Origin of the sequence: Pseudomonas sp. S44, assembly GCF_016624805.1 — a bacterium.
Taxonomy (GTDB): Bacteria; Pseudomonadota; Gammaproteobacteria; order Pseudomonadales; family Pseudomonadaceae; genus Aquipseudomonas; species Aquipseudomonas machongensis.
Genome location: NZ_JACVTY010000001.1, coordinates 1 through 23530, shown reverse-complemented (window position 1 = coordinate 23530; position 23530 = coordinate 1). Strand labels below are relative to the sequence as shown.

General features: G+C 63.1%; 19 protein-coding genes and 3 pseudogenes. 14 read left to right on the top strand and 8 right to left on the bottom strand.

What is annotated here, in order from left to right:
• Nucleotides 1-26: 26 nt before the first annotated feature.
• Nucleotides 27-641, top strand: a complete 615-nt coding sequence (locus tag IAE40_RS00105) for a response regulator transcription factor (RefSeq protein WP_054890738.1) — start codon at nucleotides 27-29, stop codon at nucleotides 639-641.
• An 11-nt stretch (nucleotides 642-652) separates the two neighbouring features.
• On the top strand, nucleotides 653-3928 hold the full coding sequence (locus IAE40_RS00100; protein ID WP_200602359.1) for a transporter substrate-binding domain-containing protein: 3276 nt from the start codon (nucleotides 653-655) through the stop codon (nucleotides 3926-3928).
• Here IAE40_RS00100 and IAE40_RS25900 read toward each other — a convergent pair.
• The 3 genes and pseudogenes from IAE40_RS25900 to IAE40_RS00090 all read right to left on the bottom strand — a co-directional run.
• Nucleotides 3903-4337 (bottom strand): annotated as a pseudogene (locus IAE40_RS25900) (methyl-accepting chemotaxis protein); the annotation flags it as partial. The gene IAE40_RS00100 and the pseudogene IAE40_RS25900 overlap by 26 nt on opposite strands.
• Nucleotides 4338-4439: 102 nt before the next feature.
• Nucleotides 4440-5156: pseudogene (locus tag IAE40_RS25895) on the bottom strand (PAS domain-containing protein); the annotation flags it as partial.
• Nucleotides 5157-5349: 193 nt separating this feature from the next.
• Nucleotides 5350-6369, bottom strand: a complete 1020-nt coding sequence (locus tag IAE40_RS00090; RefSeq protein WP_197890773.1) for a LacI family DNA-binding transcriptional regulator — start codon at nucleotides 6367-6369, stop codon at nucleotides 5350-5352.
• Nucleotides 6370-6564: 195 nt separating this feature from the next.
• Here IAE40_RS00090 and IAE40_RS00085 point away from each other — a divergent pair, with 195 nt between their 5' ends.
• From IAE40_RS00085 to IAE40_RS00075, 3 genes are all read left to right on the top strand, one after another.
• A complete protein-coding gene (locus tag IAE40_RS00085) occupies nucleotides 6565-7104 on the top strand; it encodes a gluconokinase (protein ID WP_200602358.1) in 540 nt (179 codons plus the stop codon).
• Nucleotides 7105-7215: 111 nt separating this feature from the next.
• Nucleotides 7216-8568 (top strand): GntP family permease, encoded by a 1353-nt coding sequence (locus IAE40_RS00080; RefSeq protein ID WP_065863646.1) that lies wholly within the window; start codon nucleotides 7216-7218, stop codon nucleotides 8566-8568.
• Between the two features lie 85 nt (nucleotides 8569-8653).
• Entirely contained in the window at nucleotides 8654-8953 is a 300-nt protein-coding gene (locus IAE40_RS00075) for a hypothetical protein (RefSeq protein ID WP_112898371.1), read from the top strand.
• A gap of 3 nt (nucleotides 8954-8956) precedes the next feature.
• On the opposite strand, the pseudogene IAE40_RS00070 reads toward IAE40_RS00075, so the two are convergent.
• Together IAE40_RS00070 and IAE40_RS00065 are read right to left on the bottom strand one after the other, a co-directional pair.
• Nucleotides 8957-9151: pseudogene (locus tag IAE40_RS00070) on the bottom strand (helix-turn-helix domain-containing protein); the annotation flags it as partial.
• 104 nt (nucleotides 9152-9255) lie between these two features.
• The gene (locus IAE40_RS00065; RefSeq protein WP_054890745.1) at nucleotides 9256-10152 is read right to left on the bottom strand and encodes a LysR family transcriptional regulator; all 897 of its coding nucleotides are present in this window, start codon (nucleotides 10150-10152) and stop codon (nucleotides 9256-9258) included.
• Between the two features lie 112 nt (nucleotides 10153-10264).
• On the opposite strand from IAE40_RS00065, the gene IAE40_RS00060 reads away from it, so the two are divergent.
• The 3 genes from IAE40_RS00060 to IAE40_RS00050 all read left to right on the top strand — a co-directional run bounded on the left by IAE40_RS00060 (nucleotide 10265) and on the right by IAE40_RS00050 (nucleotide 13329).
• A complete protein-coding gene (locus IAE40_RS00060) occupies nucleotides 10265-10660 on the top strand; it encodes a RidA family protein (RefSeq protein ID WP_153773753.1) in 396 nt (131 codons plus the stop codon).
• A 295-nt stretch (nucleotides 10661-10955) separates the two neighbouring features.
• Entirely contained in the window at nucleotides 10956-12053 is a 1098-nt protein-coding gene (locus tag IAE40_RS00055; protein ID WP_054890747.1) for a carboxynorspermidine decarboxylase, read from the top strand.
• Nucleotides 12054-12084: 31 nt separating this feature from the next.
• Nucleotides 12085-13329, top strand: a complete 1245-nt coding sequence (locus IAE40_RS00050; RefSeq protein WP_200602357.1) for a saccharopine dehydrogenase family protein — start codon at nucleotides 12085-12087, stop codon at nucleotides 13327-13329.
• A gap of 43 nt (nucleotides 13330-13372) precedes the next feature.
• Here IAE40_RS00050 and IAE40_RS00045 read toward each other — a convergent pair whose 3' ends face one another.
• Together IAE40_RS00045 and mqo are read right to left on the bottom strand one after the other, a co-directional pair.
• The gene (locus IAE40_RS00045; RefSeq protein WP_197890771.1) at nucleotides 13373-13771 is read right to left on the bottom strand and encodes a RidA family protein; all 399 of its coding nucleotides are present in this window, start codon (nucleotides 13769-13771) and stop codon (nucleotides 13373-13375) included.
• A gap of 134 nt (nucleotides 13772-13905) precedes the next feature.
• Entirely contained in the window at nucleotides 13906-15480 is a 1575-nt protein-coding gene (gene mqo / locus IAE40_RS00040) for a malate dehydrogenase (quinone) (RefSeq protein WP_200602356.1), read from the bottom strand.
• Between the two features lie 255 nt (nucleotides 15481-15735).
• On the opposite strand from mqo, the gene IAE40_RS00035 reads away from it, so the two are divergent.
• Genes IAE40_RS00035 through IAE40_RS00025 form a run of 3 tightly spaced genes read left to right on the top strand, consistent with a single transcriptional unit; the run spans nucleotide 15736 to nucleotide 18052 of the window.
• On the top strand, nucleotides 15736-16956 hold the full coding sequence (locus IAE40_RS00035) for a putative DNA modification/repair radical SAM protein (RefSeq protein ID WP_153773757.1): 1221 nt from the start codon (nucleotides 15736-15738) through the stop codon (nucleotides 16954-16956).
• The gene (locus tag IAE40_RS00030) at nucleotides 16947-17780 is read left to right on the top strand and encodes a TIGR03915 family putative DNA repair protein (protein ID WP_200602355.1); all 834 of its coding nucleotides are present in this window, start codon (nucleotides 16947-16949) and stop codon (nucleotides 17778-17780) included. The genes IAE40_RS00035 and IAE40_RS00030 overlap by 10 nt, the downstream gene beginning before the upstream one ends.
• A gap of 53 nt (nucleotides 17781-17833) precedes the next feature.
• Nucleotides 17834-18052, top strand: coding sequence for a DUF2970 domain-containing protein (locus IAE40_RS00025; RefSeq protein WP_054890753.1), 219 nt, complete (start codon nucleotides 17834-17836; stop codon nucleotides 18050-18052).
• Nucleotides 18053-18345: 293 nt separating this feature from the next.
• On the opposite strand, the gene IAE40_RS00020 is transcribed toward IAE40_RS00025, so the two are convergent.
• A complete protein-coding gene (locus tag IAE40_RS00020; protein WP_200602354.1) occupies nucleotides 18346-19425 on the bottom strand; it encodes an ABC transporter substrate-binding protein in 1080 nt (359 codons plus the stop codon).
• A 214-nt stretch (nucleotides 19426-19639) separates the two neighbouring features.
• Here IAE40_RS00020 and IAE40_RS00015 point away from each other — a divergent pair, with 214 nt between their 5' ends.
• The 3 genes from IAE40_RS00015 to IAE40_RS00005 all read left to right on the top strand — a co-directional run bounded on the left by IAE40_RS00015 (nucleotide 19640) and on the right by IAE40_RS00005 (nucleotide 23474).
• Nucleotides 19640-21292 carry a nitrite/sulfite reductase gene (locus tag IAE40_RS00015; protein WP_054890755.1) on the top strand — a complete coding sequence of 551 codons (1653 nt, stop codon included), beginning with the start codon at nucleotides 19640-19642 and terminating at the stop codon, nucleotides 21290-21292.
• Nucleotides 21276-21770: a DUF934 domain-containing protein gene (locus IAE40_RS00010; RefSeq protein ID WP_054890756.1), complete on the top strand. Its 495-nt coding sequence runs from the start codon at nucleotides 21276-21278 to the stop codon at nucleotides 21768-21770. The genes IAE40_RS00015 and IAE40_RS00010 overlap by 17 nt, the downstream gene beginning before the upstream one ends.
• Nucleotides 21771-21896: 126 nt before the next feature.
• Nucleotides 21897-23474, top strand: coding sequence for a hypothetical protein (locus tag IAE40_RS00005; protein WP_200602353.1), 1578 nt, complete (start codon nucleotides 21897-21899; stop codon nucleotides 23472-23474).
• Nucleotides 23475-23530 lie beyond the last annotated feature (56 nt).

Genomic DNA, 23530 nt, shown 5'->3' with positions numbered 1-23530 from the left:
ACATTATTTCGTACAGGAGTTTTCCAATGACCACCGTACTGATGGTCGATGATCACCCTACCGTCCGCCTCGCCGTGCGTATCCTGCTCGAGCGGGAACGCTTTGAGGTTGTCGGTGAATCGGGCAATGGCATCGAGGCCGTGCAGATGGCACGCCAGCTTGCACCGAAGGTGGTGATTCTCGATATTGGGTTACCGGGCCTGGATGGCATGGAAGTGATCAAGCGTTTGCAATTGCTCGATCCTGCACCAAAAATCATGGTACTCACCGGGCAGTCCTCTGATCTCTACGTCCGTCGCTGCCTGGATGCCGGAATCTCGGCCTTCGTCAACAAGGACGAAGACCTCGATGCCCTGTTGTTCGCGCTCAAGGCCCTGGTCAAAGGCTATTCGACCTTTCCGCAGATGTCGGTGAACAGCAGCACCCTGGAATCGGAAACGGTGAGGCTCAACAGCCTGTCGAATCGGGAAATGGAAGTCCTGCGCAGGCTCGCGCGGGGAGAGAACAACAAGTACATAGGGACGGCCATGAACCTCAGCGCCAAGACCATCAGCACCTACCGCGGTCGAATCGGAGAAAAACTCAAGACCGAGTCGCTGGTCGAAATGGTCGACCTGGCCAAACGCAACCAAGTGAACTGAGCCTCGCGACGATGAGGCACACCCTTGGCGGCCTGCTACTGGCAGCGGCGGCCCTGCTGATATCGGGCGCCGCCATTGGTGAAAGCGAACCGCGACACTTGCTGGCTCGCTCGATCAGTGCCAGTGTCGCGCTGCCGCTGAGCGACAGCGACCGCCAGTGGCTGCGCGAGCGCAAGGTGCTGGTCCTGGGCAGTTCGCGTCCTGACTACCCCCCCTTTGAAATCAATGTCAGCCCAAACGACTACGAGGGGTTGAGTGCGGACTATGCTGGCCTGATCGGCGAGCAACTGGGCATGCCGATCGAAGTACGCCGTTTTGCCAGTCGCACGGCGGCCATCGAAGCCCTGCACCAGGGGCAGATCGACCTGCTTGGCAGCTCCAATGGCTTCGAAGCAGCCGATGCCAAGTTGTCCCTGAGCCAAACCTATGCCGACGACCTTCCGGTGATCGTCACACGTCAGGACCGCCCCCAGTTGCACAGTGAGGATCTGGCCGGCCTGCGCCTGGCCATGGTCGATCACTACCTGCCCAAGACGGCTGTCCAAGCCCTGTATCCCCAGGCGCAGCTGATCCTCTACAGCTCGACCTACGCAGGCCTCAGCGCAGTGGCGCAGGGTGATGCCGATGCCTACATCGGCGATGCCATCAGCTCGGACTTCGCTATTGGACGAGCCTATCAAGGCCTGGTGCGCATCGACCATTTCGTCCAGGCACCCGCAGGCGCTTTCGCCTTCGCATTGGACCAGCACAACACCAGGCTACTCGGCCTGGTCGACCAGGCGTTACAGAGGATTACCGACAGCGAGCGCCTGAACATCCTGCGCCGCTGGTCCAGTGGCAACACCAGCCTGCTCCTGCAGCGTCGCCTTTCCACGCTCACCGATGAAGAACAACGCTGGCTGGCCAGAGCCCCCAGGATACGGGTACTGATCAACCCAAGCTTTGCACCAATCACATTCAACGACACCCAGCAGCAACCCAACGGCATTACACTGGACGTTCTCAAACAGATCACTTTGCGCACCGGCCTGCGTTTCGACATCGTTGAACGCAACTCCGTGGCGGCCATGGTCGATGAGGTGGCACGGGGTGATGCACAGCTGGTCGGAGCCCTGGACTACAGCCCGTCGCGCGCATCGCGCGTGCGTTTCACCCGCCCCTACCTGGTCAGTCCCAACGTGCAGGTCGTGCGCCGCACCAGCACGCAGGCCGGGCCACAGAACGCACAACGCATCGCGCTGGTGCGTGACGGTTCCCAGGAGGTCGCGCTGCGCCAGCGTTATCCGCAGGCTCATGTGGTCGAGGCCAGCAACACGTTGGCGATGATGGAGTCGGTGGCCAAGGGCAATACCGACGTTGCCCTGATCAGCAACATCAGCGCGTCCTACTACCTGACTCATGTGTTCAAGGACAGGTTGCGCATCGCCGGCTTGCAGGACGACAGCCAGACAGCAATAGCTTTTGCCGTGGCGCCCGATCTGCCGCAACTGCAGTCGATCATGGACAAGGCGTTGCTGAGTATCCCGCCGGAAGAACTGGACCAGTTGATCAACCGTTGGCGTACCAGCACCATCGTCAGCGATAGCCTGTGGGGCAACTACCGCTCGCTGGCGTTGCAGGTGCTGGTGCTTTCGGCATTTTTGCTGGCCGGCGTGGTGTTCTGGAACGGCTATCTGCGCAAGTTGATCCACCAGCGCAGCGAGGCACAACGGGCGCTTCAGGCCCAGCTCACGCTCAGCCGCAGCCTGCTCGAACAGTTGCGCCAGGCCAAGGAGGATGCCGAGCGTGCCAGCCAGGCCAAAAGCAGCTTCCTGGCAATCATGAGCCATGAGATCCGCACCCCCATGAACGCGGTGATCGGGCTGCTGGAACTGGCACTCGAAGACAACCGTCAAGGCCACAGCGACCCGCAGGGCTTGCAGACTGCACACGATGCCGCACTCGGCCTGCTCGACCTGATCGGCGATATCCTCGACATCTCGCGCATCGAGTCCGGGCACATGGTCTTGCAGCCCGTAGCCACCGACCTGGTCGAGCTCGTCCGCTCGACCGTACGCGCCTTCGAAGCCAATGCCAAGGTCAAGGGACTGACGCTTCAAACCAGGCTCCCAGAGTCGCCGATCTGGGCCTCTGTCGATCCGGTAAGGCTACGCCAGGTGGTGTCCAACCTGCTCAGCAATGCGATCAAGTTCACCGAGCAAGGCCAGGTCGAAGTCGGTCTGATTGTGCAGGCACGCACCAAAGATGTCCTGCAGATGGAACTGCAGGTGCAAGACAGCGGCATCGGCATCAGCGAAGCCGATCAGGCCAAATTGTTCCAGGCTTTCGCCCAACTCGACGGCCAGCGCGCACGCCATGGTGCCGGGCTGGGCCTGATCATCAGCCGTACACTGTGCCAGCTCATGGGCGGCGTCCTGCAACTGCAGAGCCTGCAGGGCGTCGGCACCCGAATCGATATAAGCCTGTCGCTGCCGAACGCCGAGCCCCTGGTTGCGCAGCCCCTGCCCGAGCTACTCGGCGACACTGCCCAGGCCGGTCCTTTGCATGTCCTGGTCGTGGATGACTACCCGGCCAACCTCATGCTCCTCGAAAAGCAACTATGCACTCTCGGGCACAAGGTGCGCCTGGCTGAAAATGGCCAGACGGCCCTGGCGCTCTGGCAGGCCGAAGCGTTCGACCTGGTGATCACCGACTGCAGCATGCCCGTGATGGATGGCCACGAACTGACACGACGCATCCGTACATTGGAACGCGAACGCGGTGCCCAGCCCTGCCGAATCCTCGGCGTCACGGCCAACGCCCAGGCCGAAGCCAAGGCACAGTGCCTGGCCGATGGCATGGACGAGTGCCTGTTCAAACCGATCGACCTGCGTACCCTCAAGGCCCACTTGCCCCAGGCGCCGACTACCGAGGCAACGCCCCCGGAAGATGCACCGCCTGACAGTGGTTTCGACATTGCTCAGTTGCGCCATCTCACCCAGGACGACGTAGAGCTGACTCGGCGCCTGCTCGAACAACTCGCCCAGAGCACCGCGCAAGACCTGCAGGCCCTGCGCGAACTGGCCCCGGGCCACACATCGGCGCAGGTGAAAACGCTGGTGCACCGGATCAAAGGCGGTGCGCGCATGCTCAAGGTCAGGGGTGTGGTCCGCGATTGCGAAACGCTGGAACAGGCACTGGCCGATGGAGCGCCCAGCGATGCATTGCTCGCGCGCCTGGAGGCAAACCTCCAGGGCCTGGAGCGTCAGTTGCGCGAGGGGCTCAATGCAATTGCAGGGTCGAACTGATCTGGCTGATCGCATCGACCACGTGACGTGAGCCTTGCTGGATCTCCATGATCACGGTACCGGCCTCGTTGGCCAGCTCCACGCCCAACCCCGTGCGCGACAGGCTCGACTGCATGCTGGCCACCGCCGTCAGTGACAGGTCGTGATTCTGTCGCACCACCTCGACGATCTCCAGCGTGGCTTTGCTGGTCCGCGCCGCCAGGCTGCGCACCTCGTCAGCCACAACCGCGAAACCGCGCCCGTGCTCACCGGCCCGGGCGGCCTCGATGGCGGCATTGAGTGCCAACAGGTTGGTCTGGTCGGCAATCCCGCGAATGGTCAGGACGATCTTTCCGATCAGCTCCGACTGCTTGCTCACCGCATCGATGCTGCGCGCCGCGTCGTTGAGCTCCTCGGAAATCTGCTCGATCACCTGCACCGTCTGCTGCACCACCTGGGTTCCCTTGCGCGCGCAGGCGTCGGTCTGCACGGAGCTTGCGTGAGCCGCATCGGCCGCGCTCTGCTGGGTGCTGACCTGATTGGTGATGTCGCTGGCGAACTTGACCACCTTGTACAGGCGGCCCTTGCCATCGAAGATCGGATTATAGGAAGCCTCCAGGTACACCGTCTGGCCTTGCTTGTTGACCCGTTCGAAGCGGTGGGAGTGATACTCGCCCCGGTTGAGCGATGCCCAGAACTCCCGGTACTGGGGCGATTCACGCTCATGGGGCAGGCAGAACAACCCGTGATGACGCCCCGTGACCTCCTCCAGGCGATAGCCCATGGTGTCGAGGAAGTTCTGGTTGGCCGTGATCACCCGCCCTTCGGGGGTGAACTCGATCACCGCCATCGAGCGACCGATGGCCTTGAGCAGGCTTTCGCTCTCATGCTCTTCGTTGACCCTGCGGGTGATGTCGGCCGCGACCTTGATCACGCTGGTAACCTGCTGTTGATCATCGAGCACTGGCATGTAGCTCGCCTCCAGCCACACCTCGCGCCCGGACTTGTCGATACGTTCGAACGTACCGCTGATCGCCTTGCCCTGCCCCAGCTCGTGCCATAGCTGCTGGTACTCGGCGCTCTTCGCATAGGTTGGGTCGCAGAACAGACGGTGGTGCTTGCCGCGGATCTCATCGGCGCTGTAGCCCATCGTTGCGCAGAAGTGGTCGTTGGCGTCGAGGATGGTGCCATCCGGGGCGAACTCGATCATCGCCATGGAGCGACTGATCGCGGCCAACTTGGCTTCCATGCCTGCCAGTGCCTGGCGGCTACGCTGAATCTCGATCAGGTCGGACTTGCGATGGTACTCGAACATGCGCCGGGCCTCCTTGTGTGCGCAGGGGTTTCCTGAGCATAGATGGGCCCCGCCGCCATGCAAGCGATCTGATATCACCTTGTGATTAGGCGGTTTCGAAGGGAGATTCGACCGTATCCACGTCCGGTCAGGTGCTTTCCCGCACCACCAACTCGAAGCCCATGTCCTGCTGCTGCTCCACGTCCCGCTTGCCGTCGAGCAGACTCAACAGCGCCTGCGCGGCAGTGCGCCCCACAGCGGCCCTTGGCGTACGGATCGAGGTCAGGCGCGGCACCATGTGCGCCGAAGCCGGCAGGTCGTTGAAGCCGACCATCGCCACCTGCCGCGGAACCTCGACACCTTGGCGCAACGCCTGGAGCACCGCGCCCTGGGCCAGGTCATCGTTGCAGAAGAACAGGCCGTCGACATCCGGTGCCTTGGCCAGCAAACGGCTGAACAGCTCGCCACCAAGGCCGATCGATGAGGGTTGTGGGTCCAGCATCTCCAGCTCCGGTGCCTGCAAGCCGGCCTCCAGCAAGGCCTGGCGAAACCCCTCGGCGCGCTGCATCACCCGCGGATCGAGCTGCGCCGCGATGAAGCCCAGGCGCCTGCGGCCACGCTCAATGAGGTGGCGAGCGGCGGCGCGACCCGCCTGCTGCTGCGAAAACCCCACCGACAGGGCGCCCGGCTCCCCGCCAAGCTCCATCATGTGGACACAGGGCACGCCGCTGGCTGCGAGCATCTGCCGCGAAGCATCGCTGCGCTCGAACCCGGTCAGCAGGATGCCGCAGGGCTGGTAGGCCAGGTAGTTGCGGATCAGGTTCTCTTCCTCGGCGCTGTCGTAGTGATAGTTGCCGATCAGCACTTCCAACCCGCGTGGACGCATCACCTCGTGAATCGCCTCCAGCGTGTCGATGAACAGTTGGTTGGACAGCGATGGAATCAATACCACCACCGACTGGCTGCGTGCCGATGCCAGGGCACGGGCGGCCGGGTTGGCCACGTACCCCAGGCTCGCTGCGGCGGCAATGACCTTTTCCACCAACTCCGGTGCAACCGTGCTGACGCCGCGCAGCGCGCGCGAAGCGGTAATGGGAGAAACCCCTGAAAGCCTGGCGACTTCGGCCAGAGTGGGACGACCTGTGGTGCGGGAGCCGGTGCGGGTCATGAATGTTGTAATTTTACTACTTGCAAGAAGTGGGAACGGTCACTAAGGTAGCGCTGTCTCAGGACGCAGGCAACGTAATAATTGCCGCAGCATCCATACTGCGTATCACAAGATCAATAACACCCGGGAGGGTGGCGCTTGCACCACTGCTCGTCGAGAGCAAGACAGCGCTGTCTTACCCCGCAGGAGGTACCGATGAACCTTTCCCCTTGCGCCATCGTGGTCATGGGCGTGGCAGGCTGTGGCAAAAGCTGCGTCGGCCAGGCCGTTGCTGCACGTAGCGGCGGACGCCTGATCGAGGGCGACGCCTTCCACCCTGCCGAAAACATCCAGAAGATGAGCGCCGGCATTCCCCTGGACGACAACGACCGTGCCGGTTGGCTGGTACGCCTGGGCGAAGAGCTGCAGGCCACTCTCCAGGCCGGTGAACGCCCGATCCTCACCTGCTCGGCGCTCAAGCGCCGCTACCGCGACACCCTGCGCCAGGCCGTGCCAGGCCTGGGCTTCGTCTTTCTCGAATTGAGCCCTGAAGAGGCCGAGAAACGCGTGCTCGCCCGCCCCGGCCACTTCATGCCGGCAAGCCTCATCACCAGCCAGTTCGCGACCCTCGAATCGCCGCGTGGCGAACCGCTCACGCTGGCGCTGGACGCCACGCGTCCGATCGAAGCACTTGCCGAATCCGTGCACGACTGGCTAAAGCCCTGCGGTGACCGGCACCTGGCGCGAACTGCCTGATCCGGCGGTTTTCCGGCTCACCAAAGACAGCGCTGTCCCGACGCCTGCGGGCGTCAAAAGTTCACTCAAGTTTCGCCATTACAACAACGACAAGACCGAGGCATAGACACCATGTTCGGACTGGCTACTGATACCTACCTGCTGCTCGACGCGCTCGTTACCATCGTCGGGCTCATCCTGCTGATCACCCATTTCAAGGTCCACCCCTTCGTCGCACTGACCCTGGCCGCAGGCTTCCTCGGCCTGACCTCCGGCATGCCGGTGGCCAAGGTCATGAAATCGTTCCAGGACGGCTTCGGCGGCGTGCTCGGCTTTGTCGGCATCGTCCTGGCGCTGGGGACAATGCTCGGCAAGCTGATGGCCGACTCCGGCGGCGCCGACCAGATCGCACAGACGCTGATCCGAGCCTTCGGCAAGCAGAAAGTGCATTGGGCGATGATGTTCGCCGCATTCCTGGTGGGCATCCCACTGTTCTTCGAGATCGGCTTCGTGCTGCTGATCCCGCTGGTATTCATCGTCGCCCGCCGCTCCGGGGTGTCGCTGGTGAAGATCGGCATCCCGCTGCTGGCAGGGCTCTCGGTGGTGCATGGCCTGGTGCCGCCGCACCCTGGGCCATTGCTGGCGATCGGCATTTTCCACGCCGATATCGGCAAGACCATCTTCTACGGCCTGCTGGTGGCGCTGCCTACTGCAGTCATCGCCGGGCCGCTGTTCGGTAACTTCATCTCCCGCTACATTCCGGGCAACCCGTCCCAGGAGCTGATGGACCAGATCGCCCGCGACTCCGACCAGAAAAACCTGCCCAGCTTCACCATCACGCTGGTCACCGTGCTGCTGCCAGTGGCGCTCATGTTGCTCAAGACCTTTGCCGACGTGGTACTCCCGACTGACCATATCGTGCGTCAGTGGATGGACCTGATCGGCCACCCCATCACCGCGCTGCTCGCCGCCTTGCTCCTGGCGTTCTACACCTTCGGTTCGGCCCGCGGCTTCAGCCGCCAGCAGATCATGAAGATGCTCGACCAGAGCCTGGCGCCTACCGCGGCGATCGTGCTGATCGTCGGTGCAGGCGGCGGCTTCAAGCAGATGCTGGTGGACACCGGCGTTGGCAACGTGATCGGACAGATGGCCGTGCAGGCTGAAATTTCACCCATCATGCTGGCCTGGCTGGTGGCGGCGGTGATCCGCATCGCAACAGGTTCGGCAACCGTGGCGACCATCACCGGCGCCGGTATCGTCGCGCCGGTGATCGAACTGGTGCCGGGGGTGAACCGTGAGCTGCTGGTACTGGCCACCGGCGCTGGCTCGCTGATTCTGTCCCACGTCAACGACGCCGGGTTCTGGCTGGTCAAGCAGTACTTCAACATGACCGTGGCCGAGACCTTCAAGACCTGGAGCATGATGGAAACCATCCTGTCCGTGGTCGGCATCATCTTCATCATGCTGTTGTCGATGGTGGTATGACCGTCGGTCGGGATGATGGCACCTTGCTGAGCAGGACGGGGCCCAAGAGAAAGATGCCCCTGTCCTGCGCAAAGGAGTTTGCCCCATGAAGCGATCCCTGACCCGTACCTGCCTGCTCGCCGCCCTGCTCTGCTCACCACTGGCCATGGCGGTTGGCACCGGCACCACTTACCCGGACGATCCGCATAACCCCGCGCCACAGCCTGGTGTAGACAGCACCCTCAACCCGGTTGAAAAACCCATGCCGCGCGATACCGACCCGCGGATCCAGGGCAACGACCCGGAAAGCCCGCCGGCCCGGCAGAACGACAACCGCGACCTGCCCGGCATGGACGGCAGCGGCTCGGAGGGTAATGGTAGCCAGGGCGGCAGTGGCAAGCCCTGACGGTCACCACTGCCGCTTGTCAGGCCTGCTCAACCCCAGCTTTTCGATCTTGTAGCGGAGCATGCCGCGTGACGGCCCCAGCAAGCGTGCCGACTTGGTGACATTCCGGTCGGTGCGCTCAAGGGTTCGGTAGACCCTGTCGCGCTCCATGTCCGGCAGGCGGGCTCCGGCCTCGGGGCGCTGGGGTTCGTAGACAGCGTGATGAGCCATGAACCGGCTGCAAGGTGTACTTGAGCCCCAGCACGACCGGCGGTGTTGCCTGACCGCCAACGCGCGCTCTATCCGGTCGGGAAAGGCCCTGATCAGCGCCCCATCACCTCCACCACCCAGTCGATGAACACCCGCAACCGCGCGCCCACATGCCGATTCGGCGGATAAGCGACGTACAACGGCATCGGCTCCAACTGCCAATCTTCGAGCACCCGCACCAGCGCACCGCTGGCCAGTGGCGCGCGGGCCATGTAGTCCGGCAGCCACAGCACCCCAAGCCCAGCCACCCCGGCCGCCAGGTAGGCGTTGCCATCGTCCACCGCCAGCACTTGGGTACCGCGAACCTGCAGCCGCTCGGTGCCGCGAACGAGGGCATAGGGCAGCGGTTTGCCGGTACGTGCCCAGAGAAAACCTACCGTACGGTGGTCAGAACCCTCCAGGTCCGAAGGATGGGCAGGGGTGCCAAGGCGTTCGAGGTAAGCCGGCGCCGCATACACCCCCAACTGCAGGTCGGCAACCTTGCGCGCCATCAGCGACTGGTCCAGCAGTTCGCCTCCGCGCACCACGCAATCGACATGCTCGCCAATGATGTCGACGATACGATCGCTGACGCCCATGTCGATCTGGATGTCCGGGTAGCGGGCATGGAAGTCCGGCAGCGCCGGCACCAGCACCAGGCTTGCCAGCGGGCTCGGTACATCGACCCGCAACTTGCCACGCGGCAGGCCGGCAGCGCCGCTGAGGCTGCTCTCCGCATCCTCGAGCTCCGCCAACAGGCGCAACACCCGCTGGTAGAACTGCTCGCCATCGCGGGTCACACTCACCTTGCGCGTGGTGCGGTTGAGCAGGCGCACGCGCAGGCGGGTTTCCAACTGCTGCACCAGCTGGGTCACACTGGTGCGGCTCATGTGCAGCGTCTCTGCAGCCTTGGTGAAGCTGCCCGCCTCTACCACCCGGGCAAAGGCACGCATTGCGTCGAACCGGTCCATCAGCGCCTCGATTGTTTGGAATAAACAAACAATGATAACCAGACTGGCACGTTTATCGAACAGGTCCGGGCTCGTACAGTCGCCCCATCACCCCCTTGATGGAGAAAACACCATGAACCAACGCGACGTAGTATTCCCTGCTGGCCGTCAGGCCCTGTACGACATCAATCACTACTCCCCGGCCGTGCGCAGCAACGGCTTGCTGTTCGTCTCCGGGCAAGTTGGCAGCCGCGAGGACGGCTCACCCGAGCCGGGCCTGGAAAACCAGGTGCGCCGGGCCTTCGCCAACCTCGAGGCGATTCTCGCCGCCGCCGGTTGCAGCTTCGCTGACGTGCAGGACGTGACCCTGTTCATCGTCGACCCACAAAACAAGTTCCAGAGCATCTGGGACTTGGTGCGCGCTGAATTCTGGGGGCCAGCACCTTACCCAACGGTGACGGCTGTCGGGGTAACCTGGTTGTACGGCTTCGATTTCGAGATCAAGGTGGTGGCGCGGTTGCCGCAGTGATGTAGCGAGGCAGATGGCCCTATCGCGGGACAAGCCCGCTCCTACAAGAGCGCCGCAACTGCTGCATACTGCGGTGTCACTTGTGGGAGCGGCGGTTCGGCGCCCCGACTTGTCCCGCGATAGGGCCATCTGCCTCCACAACGATTAAGACAGTCACATTCCCCTGCTCTACTCCCCTCACGCGGCCCGCAGCCTGCGAGCTCGGACGAAATGCGCATCGCGCCCTTTCGATATGCGGCAAGTGAAGGCACAATGCGTGTCCTTTTTTTGGCCGGCCTGGCCGGGGGCCTTTGAAATGATCAAGACGCCGTACTACCTCATCGACAAAACCAAGCTGCTGGGCAACCTGGAGAAGATCGCCTACGTGCGCGAACACTCCGGCGCCAAGGCCTTGCTCGCCCTCAAGTGCTTCGCCACCTGGTCGGTATTCGACCTGATGGAGCAGTACATGGACGGCACCACCTCCTCCTCGCTCTACGAGCTCAAGCTCGGCCGCCAGAAGTTCGCCGGCGAGACCCACGCCTACAGCGTGGCCTGGGCCGACGATGAGGTCGAGGAAATGCTGGAGAACTGCGACAAGATCATCTTCAACTCCATCGGCCAGCTCCAGCGCTTCGCCGAGCAGTCCGAAGGCAAGACCCGCGGCCTGCGCGTCAACCCTCAGGTGAGCAGCTCCGACTACCTGCTGGCCGACCCGGCGCGTCCGTTCAGCCGCCTGGGCGAATGGGATCCGGAAAAGATCGAAAAGGTGATCGGCACGATTTCCGGCTTCATGTTCCACAACAACTGCGAAAACGGTGACTTCAGCCTGTTCGACAAGATGCTCTCGCACATCGAAGAGCGCTTCGGCCATTTGCTGCACCAGGTCCAGTGGGTCAGCCTCGGCGGCGGCATCCACTTCACCGGCGAAGGCTACGCACTCGACGCTTTCTGCGCCCGCCTGAAAGGCTTCTCCGAGAAGTACGGCGTGCAGGTCTACCTGGAGCCCGGTGAAGCGGCGATCACCAACAGCGCCTCGCTGGAAGTCACCGTGCTCGACACGCTCTACAACGGCAAGCACCTGGCCGTGGTCGACAGCTCCATCGAAGCGCACATGCTCGACCTGCTGATCTACCGCCTCAACGCCAAGATGGCCCCCAACGACGGCGAGCACACCTACATGGTCTGCGGCAAGTCGTGCCTGGCCGGCGACATCTTCGGCGAGTACCAATTCGATCGTCCTCTGGCCATCGGCGATCGCCTGTCGTTCATCGACGCGGCGGGTTACACCATGGTCAAGAAGAACTGGTTCAACGGTCTGAAGATGCCGGCCATCGTCGTCAAACAGCTCGACGGCAGCGTCGAGGTCAAGCGCGAGTTCGGTTTCGAAGACTACGTTTCCAGCCTGTCGTAAGACCGGCTTTCAGTAAGGAGCAAGGGATAAATTGAAGAAGAACGTTCTTATCATTGGTGCAGGAGGTGTCGCCAAGGTGGTGGCCCACAAGTGCGCACAGCATAACGACGAACTCGGTCGTATTGCGATTGCGTCACGGAACATCTCCAAATGCCAGGCCATCATCGACAGCGTCAAGGCCAAGGGTAGCCTCAAGGTACCCGCAGACATCCAGGCCTTCTCGCTCAACGCCCTCGATGTCGAGGCGACCAAGGCACTGATCCGCGAGACCGAATCGCAGATCGTGATCAACGTCGGTTCCGCCTTCCTCAACATGTCGGTGCTGCGTGCCTGCATCGATACCGGTGTCGCCTATCTCGATACCGCGATTCACGAAGAACCGGGCAAGATCTGCGAAACCCCGCCCTGGTATGGCAACTACGAGTGGAAGCATCTCGAGGAGTGCCAGCAGAAGAACATTACCGCCATTCTCGGTGTCGGCTTCGACCCGGGTGTGGTGAACAGCTACGCGAAACTCGCGCAGCAGCAGTATTTCGACCGCATTTATTCGATCGACATTCTCGACGTCAATGCCGGTTCCCACGGCAAGTACTTCGCCACCAACTTCGACCCGGAAATCAACTTCCGCGAGTTCACCGGGCAAGTATGGAGCTGGCAGAACAGCCAGTGGACCAGCAACACCATGTTCGAGGTCAAGCGCACCGACGACCTCCCGGTGGTGGGTTCGCAGAACCTCTACCTGACCGGTCACGATGAAGTACATTCGATCTCGAAGAACCTGAACGTACCCAATGTGCGTTTCTGGATGAGCTTCGGCGAACACTACATCAACGTGTTCACCGTGCTGAAGAGCCTCGGCCTGCTCTCCGAGCAACCGGTCAAGACCGCCGAAGGCCTTGAAGTCGTGCCGCTGAAAGTGGTCAAGGCCGTACTGCCCGATCCAGCATCCCTGGCTCCGGGCTACACCGGCAAGACCTGCATCGGCGATCTGGTCAAAGGCACCAAGGACGGCCAGGCACGCGAAGTGTTCATCTACAACGTCGCCGACCACGAAGAAGCCTACGCCGAGACCGACAGCCAGGGCATCTCCTACACCGCTGGCGTGCCGCCAGTGGCCGCAGCCCTGCTGGTCGCCCGCGGCGAGTGGGATGCCGGGCGCATGGTCAACGTCGAGGAACTGCCCGCCGAGCCGTTCCTCAAAACGCTGGACGTGATGGGCCTGCCGACCCGCGTCAAGGATGAAAAAGGCGATCGTCCATGGGACGCTGAAGCCTAAGCAGCAAAAAAGAAGGGGCGCCCGTTGGCGCCCCTTCTGCATCTCACCCCTGGCGCCCAACCGCCACGCACTTGATCTCCACCAGCAGCCCGTCATGGGCCAGTTCGCTGACACCAATACAGGTCCAGGGGCATGTACCCCGCGGGAACAGCGCGTCCTTGACCTCACGAAACACCGCCATGTGCTCGCGCAAGCCGACATGATAAGTGGTCAGTTCCACCACATCCGCAAAATCACAACCGGCAGCCGCCAGCACGTCCCTCAGGTTTTCCCACGCCGCGTAAAACTGCTGCCGCGGGTCGGCAATGACCTGCAGATCCGCCGTACGCCCCACCTGACCGGCCAGATACAACGTATTACCGACCTTCAAGGCCGGCAGATAACCGGCACGTTCGGCAAGTTTCTGCTGCGAAGGGGGAATGATCGGAGTGCGGTCGCTCATTGAGGATGTCCAGTGCTTGAGAGTGGACGCATCTTAGCAAGCGAACGCGAAAGCGACCTGCGGCATGGCGGCACGCTTTCGAGACGATAGCTCCGCATCTGGCGGCCCCGCACCAGGGCCGCCAACCGCCGGGCTCAGCCCGCTGGCGAAGTCAGAGGCTGCAGCTGCAGCACTTCATTGGTGTAGTCCCACTCCTCCTGCACCTTGTCAGGATGCTCGTTCAACTTGAGCCCGTAGCTTGGGATGATCTGGTGCAGCTTCTCCTGCCAGGGTGGTGAAGCGACCTTGTCCTTGAACACCTTGCGCAGCAGGTCGAGCATGATCGGTGGCGCGGTCGAGGCGCCCGGCGAGGCACCCAGCAGGCCGGCAATGGTGCCGTCGGCAGAGGTCACGACCTCGGTGCCAAGCTTGAGCACCCCGCCCTGCTCAGGGTCGTTCTTGATGATCTGTACGCGCTGCCCAGCCTGCCACAGGCGCCAGTCTTCTTTCTTGGCATGGGGGAAGTAGGTCTGCAGCGCAGCGAAGCGGTCGTCGTCCGACTGCATGACCTGGCCGATCAGGTACTGCACCAGGTCGAACTCGCGGACCCCGACACGTACCATCGGCCAACTGTTGTGTAGCGTCATGCTGCCGAACAGGTCGAGCAGCGAGCCTTCCTTGAGAAACTTGGTCGAGAAGGTTGCAAAGGGCCCGAACAGAATCACCCGCTTGCCATCGAGCACCCGCGTATCCAGATGCGGCACCGACATCGGCGGCGCCCCCGTCGAGGCGATGCCATAGGCCTTGGCCATGTGGCGCTCGGCAATGGCAGCGTTCTCGGTCACCAGGAACGATCCCCCCACCGGGAAACCTGCGTACTCCTTCGCCTCGGGGATGCCTGACTTCTGCAACAGAGGCAGCGCCGCGCCACCGGCGCCGATGAACAGGAACTTGGCATCGGTGGCCGACGTGCTGCCATCCTTGAGGTTCTTGTACTCCACATGCCACGAGCCGTCGTCGTTGCGGGTGATGTCCTGCACTTCGCTGGAGAGCTTGAGGTCGAAGTTGGGGCGGGTCTGCAGGTACGTCACGTACTGACGGGTGATCTCGCCGAAATTGACGTCTGTGCCGATCGGCGTCCAGGTCACCGCAAGCTTCTGGTTCGGGTCGCGCCCCTCCATCATCAACGGCACCCACTTGGCGATCTGTGCGTTGTCTTCCGAATACTGCATGGGCTTGAACAGCGGGCTGGCCTGCAGCGCCTCGTAGCGCTTGCGCAGGAAACGGATATTGTCATCGCCCCAGACAAAGCTCATGTGCGGTGTGGCGTTGATGAACGAACGTGGGTTCTTCAGTACCCCCTGCTTGACCTGCCAGGCGAGAAACTGCCGGGTGACCTGAAACGACTCGTTGATCTCCACCGCCTTGCTGATGTCGATCTTGCCGTCCTTTTCAGGGGTGTAGTTCAGCTCGGCCAGCGCCGAATGCCCGGTACCGGCGTTGTTCCAACCGTTTGAGCTTTCCTCGGCGACCTTGTCCAGCCGCTCGATCATCTCCATCGACCAACCGGGCTCGAGCTCGTTGAGCCACACGGCCAGCGTGGAGCTCATGATCCCGCCGCCCACCAGCAGCACATCGACCCGCTTGCTCTCGGCGGCCTGGACGGCCGTGAGGCCAAAGGCCAAGGCCAGGCCCGCAAGGGCCGGTTTGAATGCGATTTCTCTGTTCATGTGCTCCCTCCGTCGAGGCACCGCTGGCCCCGATCCTGTCCGTGAATGTGCCTTGCCCCTGGTCCGAGTGTTCGTGCCTGTGGCGTACGAAATCCCAGGCAAGCTTAGCTGAGTGATTCAGTCAGGTTAGCCGCTCGCGCATTCAGGCTGTGGTGGTGGAACCGAGGTCGAGCCGTCAGGCAACTTCAAGAAGCCTCTTGCAACTCGACCGCTCTGCAAATACTGTATGAAAAACCAGTATCTCGAGACATCCCCATGCAACTCATCGCCAAGCTCGGCATTCTCGCCGACGCCGCCAAATACGATGCATCCTGCGCCAGCAGCGGCGCGCCCAAGCGCAGCTCGCGGGGGCGTGACGGGCTTGGCGCCACCGATGGCATGGGCATCTGCCACAGCTACACCCCTGACGGGCGCTGCGTATCGCTGCTCAAGGTGTTGCTCACCAACTTTTGCCTGTACGACTGCCAGTACTGCGTCAATCGCCGCTCCAGCAACGTGCCGCGCGCACGCTTCAGCCCCGAGGAAGTGGTGCGCCTGACCCTCGACTTCTACCGGCGCAACTGCATCAGCGGGTTGTTCCTGAGCTCGGGCATCATTCGCTCGGCCGACTACACCATGGAGCAGTTGAACCGCGTTGCCAGGCTGCTGCGCGAAGAGCACGGCTTCCGCGGCTACATCCACCTCAAGACCATTCCCGACGCCGACCCGCTGCTGATCGAAGAAGCCGGACGCCTGGCCGACCGACTGAGCGTCAACGTCGAGCTGCCCACCGAGGCCAGCCTCAAGCGCCTGGCGCCGGAAAAACAGGCACACACCATCCGTCAGGCCATGGGCGTGATTCACCAGGGCCAGCAGGCCGTGGCCGGCGAACCGCGGGCGCCGCGTTTCACACCGGCCGGGCAGAGCACCCAGGTAATCGTCGGTGCCGATACCACCGACGACCGCACCCTGCTGCGCAACGCCGAATCGCTGTACCAGGGCTATGGCCTCAAGCGCGTGTACTACTCCGCCTTCAGCCCGATCCCGGACAGCCCGAACAGTGTGCCGCTCGCCGCACCGCCGCTGCTGCGCGAGCACCGCCTGTACCAGGCCGACTTCCTGATGCGCGGCTACGGCTACAAGGCCGGCGAGCTGCTCGGCCAGGCCGGTAACCTGGCGCTGGACATCGACCCCAAGCTGGCCTGGGCCCTGGCCAACCGCGAGGTCTTTCCGCTGGACCTGAACCGCGCCGAGCCCGCCCTGCTCGCCCGTATTCCCGGTATCGGCCTGCGCAGCGTACAGCGGCTGGTGGCGCTGCGACGCGAGCGGCGGATCCGCTACGACGATCTGATCCAACTGCGCTGCGTGCTGGAAAAGGCCCGGCCGTTCATCGTCACCAGCGATTACCGCCCGGCCCAGGCCGAACTGCGCAGCGGCTTGCTGCGCCAACGCCTGCGCGAACCGCAGGCACCGGTGCAGATGGGGTTATGGGCATGATCGCGCTGGATTGCGACGACCTGTTCGGCACCTGGCGCGACCAGGCGCGAGTCCTTCTCGGCCATGGCATCGACCCGGCCGAGGTGACCTGGGGCCAGGGGCCGATGGACGACCTGCTGGCCATCCCCACGCCTTTGCCACAAGGACCCGGCCCCTTCCGTGCGCGGGTGCCCGCGGCCTTGCTGGCACAGCTTGAGCAGGCCGCTCGCTATCGCGGCGAACAACGCTGGAACCTGCTGTACGAAGTCCTCTGGCGTGTCGCCCATGGAGATCGCACGGCAATGCTCGCCGGCGACCGCCTTGGCAGCGAGTTGCAGCGGCGTATCAAGCAGGTCTCCCGCGAGGCGCATCACCTGCACGCCTTCGTGCGCTTCGTGCCATTGCCGGAAGCGGTCGCCGAGCGCCTGCAACTGGACCTGGTGGCCTACCACGAACCTGCCCATGACATCCTTGAAAGCGCCAGTGGCCATTTTGCCGACCGCCTCGGGCGCCAGCGCTGGCTGATCGCAACGCCCACCGATGGCATACGCTTCGACGGCAGCAAGCTCGACTACCGTCGGCAGTGTCCGCGTGAATGGGTGGACTGGGCGCGCCATGCCGAAGATACCGGCGCCGAGCTGTGGCGTACCTACTACCGCTCCACCTTCAACCCGGCGCGGCTGAACCCTGATGCCCTGCGCCTGCATATGCCGGGGCGTTTCTGGCGCCACCTGCCCGAGGGCATGCTCATTCCCCAGCTCGAAGGTTTGGCGCGCCAAGGCAAGCAACGCGACGGGCAGGCACTGGAGGTTGGCTTGCAACGTGGCAAGCGGGTCGGGCGCTGAGCGCCGTTGTTGCCTACACTTTCGCTGATTGCCTCTGATTTCCGGGAGCCACCATGGACGATTCCAGCCAAGGCAAGCCACCCACCTTCTGGCAGATGCTGCACAGCATCCTGGCTGCCGCCTTCGGCGTGCAGAGCGGCAAGAACCGCGCGCGCGACTTCACCCACGGCAAGGCCAGCCACTTCATCGTGATGGGGGTGATGTTCACCCTGGTGTTCATCCTGGTGCTGGTGGGCCTGGTGCAGTTGGCGATGCATCTGACGGGGCGGTGAAACACTCATTTTGCGTGCGCAAGCCAGAACGCACCCGCCCGCGGAATTCTCTCCCGCGGGCGGCTCAGGTTGCAGTTCACGGTCTGAAGTTTGCGTTACTGATGGCTGACCCAGTACACAGCGGTCACGACAACCAGCACGATCAGGCACAGGATCGCCCAGGCGTCGACACTGCTGTCAGGCTTGCGGAGCTTGGTCGGGTTTCCCATTGCATTGCCTCTTGTAGTGGTTATGGGAATGCACGTCACACCAGCAGTTAAGTCCAGCAATGCCCTTTGCTCAAGCAGGGTCTTTCAATAATCGACGGGTGACGCCAGGAACGGGTAGCGATAGTCGGTGCCCCGCCCCTCTGCGCTGTAGCGGCGAAAGTCGATGCCATAGCCTTTACGGGCGCTCAGTTCCAGCCAGCGCTGCGCCTTCACCGCATCGATGGCCTGCAGCACTGGCAGGCGGTACAGGTGTTGCCCGTCGCGGTCCATCGCCAGGCCCCGGGCGTCGTCATGCAGCATCACCATGGCCCAGCCGCCCAGGCTGAAATGCCCGCCCATGAGCACGCTCAGCCGCCCATCCACGCGAGCCTGCAAGGCCTCGGGCGAACTGTTGACCGCGCTGAACAACACATCGCGCCCCGGCACCAGGCCAACCGCCTCGAACGCCTGCATTGCACCGAACGCCATCTGGTCGTTCGCCGACCACACCAGGCGCACCCGCGGATAGCGCTGCAGCAGCAACTTGGCCTGCTCGAAGGCCCGTTGGCGGCTCCAGCCGCCATACACCAGCTGGCGCAAGCGTACGTGCGGAAACTCGGCCAACGCCCGCCGCATGCCTTGCTCGCGCAGTTGCGAAGCAGGCGTGGTGCTGATGCCGGAAAACGCCAGCAGCTCGATCGGTTCGCCTGTTCGGGGCAGGCTGGCGACCAGGTCGTGCAGCATCTGGTAACCCGCCTGTTCGTCATTGCCGACCAATGAGCCGAGCAGCGGCGCGTACTTGCCCGGCTGTGCCTGAATCTCTTCGGCCTGTCCCTCGGTCAGGCCGTTGTTGACCAACAACAGCTTGACCCCGCTGCCCTGCGACAGGCGCATGATCTCTGGCGCCACATACTGCTCGTTGACCAGCACCAGGTAGTCGGGCTTGTGCTCGCCCTGCAGGATCGCCCGCGCCTGCTCCAGTTGCCGCTCGGCCTGGCGCTCGCCGTACTCCACGCGCAGATCCATGCCCAGGTCGTCGGCCGCCGCTTGCATGAACCGCGAATAGCCAACCCAGAACGTCTCATCGGACAACCCGGGATTGAGAAAAACCACCGAAGCGGCTTGGGCGCTTGCCACCAGTGGCAGACCCAGGCACAAGCTGCGGCACAGCGTCCTGATGACCATGCGAGACATCCCTGCAAAAGCAAAGGATACAGTATAACGGCGCATGGCCATCACGGATAAATAGCAGCCAGTCTCACTTAGTCCAAATGGTTCTTTTCATATGCAAAAACATCACTTTAGCGCATAAATACAACCTGTTATCGTTCCCCCGCTCCGACCCGGAGTGCGCGGCCGTGCGCGCGATTAGCTGCATGCAGCCTGAGACAGGACTTTTATGTACGTATACGACGAGTACGATCAGCGGATCATCGAGGACCGCGTCAAGCAGTTCCGTGATCAGACCCGCCGCTACCTGGCCGGTGAGCTGAGCGAAGAAGAATTCCGCCCTCTGCGCCTGCAGAACGGCCTCTACATCCAACGTTTCGCCCCGATGCTGCGCGTCGCCGTGCCCTACGGCCAGTTGAACGCGCGCCAGGTCCGCATGCTGGCCAAGATCGCCCGCGACTACGACAAGGGCTACGCGCACATCTCCACCCGCCAGAACGTGCAGTTCAACTGGCCTGCGCTGGAAGACATCCCGGACATCCTGGCTGAACTGGCCACCGTGCAGATGCACGCGATCCAGACCAGCGGCAACTGCCTGCGCAACACCACCACCGACCAGTTTGCCGGTGTTGCCGCAGACGAGCTGATCGATCCACGCCCCTGGTGTGAGATCGTCCGTCAGTGGACCACCTTCCACCCGGAATTCGCCTACCTGCCGCGCAAGTTCAAGATTGCGATCAACGGTTCGAAGGAAGACCGCGCGGCCATCGAAGTGCACGACATCGGCCTTGAGCCTGTGCGCAACGAAGCCGGCGAGCTGGGCTTCCGCGTGCTGGTCGGTGGCGGCCTGGGCCGCACGCCGGTGGTCGGCTCGTTCATCAATGAGTTCCTGCCCTGGCAGGACCTGATCAGCTACCTCGACGCCATCCTGCGCGTGTACAACCGTTACGGCCGTCGTGACAACAAGTACAAGGCGCGGATCAAGATCTTGGTCAAGGCCCTGACGCCAGAAGTGTTCGCCGAGAAAGTCGAGGCCGAAATGGCCCACCTGCGTGGCGGCAACAGCACCCTGACCGAAGCAGAAGTCCAGCGCGTCTCGCGTCACTTCATCGACCCCGAGTACCAGGCCCTCGACAATGTCGACTACAGCGCCCTGGACCAGGAGCACCCAGGGTTCGCCCGCTGGCGTTCGCGCAACACCCGTGCGCACAAGAAGCCTGGCTATGTGGCCGTGACCCTGTCGCTCAAACCTACCGGCGTCGCTCCAGGCGACCTGACCGACAAGCAGCTCGATGCCGTGGCCGACCTCGCCGAGCGCTACAGCTTCGGCTTCCTGCGCACCTCGCACGAGCAGAACATCATCCTCGCCGACGTCGAGCAGCGCCAGCTGCACGCGCTGTGGCTGGAACTGCGTGAAGGCGGTTTCGCCACGCCGAACATCGGCCTGCTGACCGACATCATCTGCTGCCCAGGCGGCGACTTCTGCTCGCTGGCCAATGCCAAGTCGATCCCGATCGCCGAATCCATCCAGCGCCGCTTCGACGACCTGGACTACCTGTTCGACATCGGCGAGCTGGACCTCAACATCTCCGGCTGCATGAACGCCTGCGGCCACCACCACGTGGGCCACATCGGCATCCTCGGCGTGGACAAGAAAGGCGAGGAGTTCTACCAGGTGTCGCTGGGCGGCAACGCCGCGCGCGATGCGAGCCTGGGCAAGATTCTCGGCCCCTCCTTCGCTCAGGACGACATGGCTGACGTGATCGAGAAGCTGATCAACGTGTACGTCGAGCAGCGCAACGAAGACGAGCGCTTCATCGACACCTACCAGCGTATCGGCATCGACCCATTCAAGGAACGCGTCTATGCAGCGAATCATTAAGAACAACCAACTCATCGACGAAACCTGGCACCTGCTGCCCAAGGAAACCTCGTTCGACGAGCTGACCAACTGCGACGACTACATCGTTCCACTGCAGCTGTGGCGCGACCATGCCCATGCCCTCAAGGCCCGCGACGGCGGCCTGGGCGTGTGGCTGGACAGTGACGAAGAAGCCGAGGAAATTGGCGAGGACGTCCAGCACTTCCAGGTCATCGCCCTGAACTTCCCGGCCTTCACCGACGGGCGCAACTACTCCAATGCGCGCCTGCTGCGTGATCGCTACCAGTACAAGGGCGAGCTGCGCGCCATTGGCGATGTACTGCGCGACCAACTGTTCTACATGGCCCGCTGCGGCTTCGATGCCTTCGCCATCCGTGCCGACAAGGACCCGGAAGACGCGTTGCAGAGCCTGAAGGACTTCTCGGTCACCTACCAGGGTGCCACCGACGAGCCGCTGCCGCTGTTCCGCCGCCGCTGATCGCCGCCTGCTGTAACGAACGGCCCGCCTTCTGGCGGGCCGTTTCGTTTGCGCGTTTTTTCTAATGTTGAGTGCTGGCCTGCCGATATCACTGGTGTACCCGTATCTCTATTCGGCAGGACGCTAATGAATCCGATAACAGCTGCACAGCGCCTGGCCCCGGTCCTGACTGCCCCGCAACCGGCCCCGGCCAGCGCCAGCAACCCGACCGGCATCGCCAGTGTCTCGGCAGTCCCGAGCACCAGCGTGATTCTCGGCCAGAGCAACACCATCAGCGATTCCGAGACCTACTCGCGCCAGGGGCTGCTGCCAGGCCAGGTCCGCTATGTCTGGGAAAAGGACAGCCAGGACAAGCTCGCCACCACGCTGCAGACCGCCTTCCAGTCGTCCAGCAGCGCGGGCCGCTTCAAAGGCATTGGTGCGGCCTTGATCGAACAGCTCGCACAGAACGGCGGCAAGAACATCTCGCAGTCGGTGTTCGCCTTCAGCGACGACTCTCCAATCGACCCTGGCGTGCTCAAGCTGCAGCAGCAGCGCCTGCGCGAGAATCCCGACAGCGGCGTCACCTTCAGCCTGACCACCGCGTCCGGCGCGACCATTCGCTTGTCGCTGGCCAGTAGCGAAAAGGGCCTGGCGGTGAGCGCGGAAGTCGAAGGCGGCTCGCTCAGCAGCGAAGAACTCAAGGGCCTGGGCAACCTCGCCGACTCCTTCCAGTCCACCATCGATGGCCTCAACGAGGTGCCACCCCAGCTCAAGCTCGGCGCACTGGTCAAGCTCGATCCGAAGCTCTTCAGCGCCTTGCAGATGAGCAGCAAGTTCGAATCCCTGAGCGGCGAGCAGACCTTCTCCCTGAGCCTCGATGACAAGGCGCGCAGCCTCAGCCTGCAGGGCCCGACCGGCCAGGTGCAACTGAGCCTGGACACCCAGGACGCCGAGCTGCTGGGCAAGTCGGCGCAGCGCAACGCGGCGATCGACAACTACCTGACCCAGTTCGACGCCGCCCAGCGCCGTGGCCGTGGCGACGAGAACCTGATGAACCTGTTCAAGAACGCGTTCACCCAGCTCAACAGCATCGACGACAATCGCCAACCTGCGGTGCAAAGCCCGACGGCCCTGAACGACAAGGACCGCGCCCTGCTCAGCGGCCTGGCCGACTTCAGCGCCTCGATCAGCGAAACCACGCGCAGAAGCAACCCGATGCGCCTGGACGAAACCGACAGTTTCACCTTCAGCACCTCGCAGAGCACCACGGTCAAGAACCGTGGCCTGCAGGACCGGTCGGTGGAGCAGAACCAGCAGAGCAAACTCACCGCCTCGTTCCACCGCGGCCTCAATCCGCTGACCAACCTGGTGCTGGGCAGCGACCGCGAGTCGCAAAACTACAGCTACCATCTGATCGACGACCAGGCCAGCAGCACCACCCGCCTGGCCTATGACAAAGGCCAACTGGTGGAAGCCAGCGCCACCCAGCAGGCGAGCCAGAAAGAGCGGATCCTCACCTATGTCGATGGCCACCTGAAAAGCGACGTGACTACGCCCAAGGCGGTGACCCAGTCGCGCAACGTGCTGAACCTGCTCAGGGATTCATTCGAGCAGGACCGCATCGCCCAGCGCGATCGCGGTGTGTCGCTGCTCGAGGGGCTGCTGCAGTCGCAGCGCAGCCGCTGGTTGCTGCAGACCGATCCGTCGAAGATCGCGGCCTGACAAAGGACCTGTGGGGGGGGGGCACCCCCCCCCCCCCACGGACTGGGTGAAGCACA

Excerpts from the sequence above, each read along its gene's own strand:
- IAE40_RS00105 (WP_054890738.1), top strand. The coding sequence starts at position 27 with ATGACCACCGTACTGATGGTCGATGATCACCCTACCGTCCGCCTCGCC.
- IAE40_RS00030 (WP_200602355.1), top strand. The coding sequence starts at position 16,947 with ATGGGCATGATCGCGCTGGATTGCGACGACCTGTTCGGCACCTGGCGC.
- IAE40_RS00060 (WP_153773753.1), top strand. The coding sequence starts at position 10,265 with ATGAACCAACGCGACGTAGTATTCCCTGCTGGCCGTCAGGCCCTGTAC.
- IAE40_RS00075 (WP_112898371.1), top strand. The coding sequence starts at position 8,654 with ATGAAGCGATCCCTGACCCGTACCTGCCTGCTCGCCGCCCTGCTCTGC.
- IAE40_RS00085 (WP_200602358.1), top strand. The coding sequence starts at position 6,565 with ATGAACCTTTCCCCTTGCGCCATCGTGGTCATGGGCGTGGCAGGCTGT.
- IAE40_RS00065 (WP_054890745.1), bottom strand. The coding sequence starts at position 10,152 with ATGGACCGGTTCGACGCAATGCGTGCCTTTGCCCGGGTGGTAGAGGCG.
- IAE40_RS00025 (WP_054890753.1), top strand. The coding sequence starts at position 17,834 with ATGGACGATTCCAGCCAAGGCAAGCCACCCACCTTCTGGCAGATGCTG.
- IAE40_RS00005 (WP_200602353.1), top strand. The coding sequence starts at position 21,897 with ATGAATCCGATAACAGCTGCACAGCGCCTGGCCCCGGTCCTGACTGCC.
- mqo (WP_200602356.1), bottom strand. The coding sequence starts at position 15,480 with ATGAACAGAGAAATCGCATTCAAACCGGCCCTTGCGGGCCTGGCCTTG.
- IAE40_RS00055 (WP_054890747.1), top strand. The coding sequence starts at position 10,956 with ATGATCAAGACGCCGTACTACCTCATCGACAAAACCAAGCTGCTGGGC.
- IAE40_RS00100 (WP_200602359.1), top strand. The coding sequence starts at position 653 with ATGAGGCACACCCTTGGCGGCCTGCTACTGGCAGCGGCGGCCCTGCTG.
- IAE40_RS00090 (WP_197890773.1), bottom strand. The coding sequence starts at position 6,369 with ATGACCCGCACCGGCTCCCGCACCACAGGTCGTCCCACTCTGGCCGAA.
- IAE40_RS00035 (WP_153773757.1), top strand. The coding sequence starts at position 15,736 with ATGCAACTCATCGCCAAGCTCGGCATTCTCGCCGACGCCGCCAAATAC.
- IAE40_RS00080 (WP_065863646.1), top strand. The coding sequence starts at position 7,216 with ATGTTCGGACTGGCTACTGATACCTACCTGCTGCTCGACGCGCTCGTT.
- IAE40_RS00010 (WP_054890756.1), top strand. The coding sequence starts at position 21,276 with ATGCAGCGAATCATTAAGAACAACCAACTCATCGACGAAACCTGGCAC.
- IAE40_RS00015 (WP_054890755.1), top strand. The coding sequence starts at position 19,640 with ATGTACGTATACGACGAGTACGATCAGCGGATCATCGAGGACCGCGTC.
- IAE40_RS00020 (WP_200602354.1), bottom strand. The coding sequence starts at position 19,425 with ATGGTCATCAGGACGCTGTGCCGCAGCTTGTGCCTGGGTCTGCCACTG.
- IAE40_RS00045 (WP_197890771.1), bottom strand. The coding sequence starts at position 13,771 with ATGAGCGACCGCACTCCGATCATTCCCCCTTCGCAGCAGAAACTTGCC.